This window comes from Halomonas sp. LBP4 (assembly GCF_003202205.1).
In the GTDB taxonomy this organism is placed as follows: domain Bacteria; phylum Pseudomonadota; class Gammaproteobacteria; order Pseudomonadales; family Halomonadaceae; genus Halomonas; species Halomonas flagellata.
Genome location: NZ_PDOG01000039.1, coordinates 1 through 862, shown reverse-complemented (window position 1 = coordinate 862; position 862 = coordinate 1). Strand labels below are relative to the sequence as shown.

At 66.5% G+C, this 862-nt stretch carries 1 protein-coding gene; it reads right to left on the bottom strand.

What is annotated here, in order from left to right:
- On the bottom strand, positions 1-309 hold a 309-nt coding region (locus CR157_RS22040; protein ID WP_110285654.1), incomplete at its 3' end, for a phasin family protein.
- Positions 310-862: the final 553 nt, after the last annotated feature.

The window sequence follows — 862 nt, the reverse complement described above, 5'->3', positions numbered from 1 at the left end:
GATGAACTCCTGCTGCAGGGCCACCACCTTCTCGGCATCGCCCTTCAGGCGCTCGGTCAGCTCCTTGGCGACCTCCTGCTGGCCTTCCAGGTAGCTCTTCAGGCCCTCGGCGTCCTTGACCTCCACCAGTTGGCGCAGCTGCGCCAGGCTGGTGTCGGTATAGGCCTTGGTGGCGTCGAGCTGGGCATTGACCAGCTTCTCGGTCACGTCGATGGACAGGGCGGCGAAGGCGCGCGCCGGGCCGAAGAACAGGGACTCGAGCTGGGCGGTGTCGAACTGCTTGGCGCCGAAATCGAATGCGTTGGTCATGATGGGAACCTCCGGGGTTCTGAATGCCATGGAACGGGAGACTCCCGCTCTGTTGCAAGCCATCGTAGCAGGGTTTTTTGTGCAATGCAACATCGATGGAGAATCGATGGCGGCATGGGCGCCGCCCAGCGGAAAGGGAGGGGGCTGTCCTACCCGAGCACGTTCGCAGCAAAAGGCGCCGAGGCCTGCCCCTATGGGGTCAGACCCCAGCCAAGTCGTCAGGCCTGTCGTGGCGCACCTTGCCGGCGGAATCGCCGCCGCCGGGGTCTGACCCCCTATGGCCTCCCGGCGTTGGCGGCCCACCACCACGGTGCCCCGCCTCGGCTCGATGCCGGCCGCTGGTTGATTCGGGCAAGGCGGGAAACGGGGCCCCCTCATTACCCTCACCCACACCAACAGGCCGCCGATCATGGATCGGCGGCCTGTGGTCTGGCGTCATCGCGGCCCGCGGGGCGGGTCTAACGCTTTCTTCGGCTTACTTGGCCTTGGGCGCGACGTCCTTGACGGCCTTGGTCGCGGTCTCGGTGGCCTGCTGGGCGCTTTCCTGGGCCTG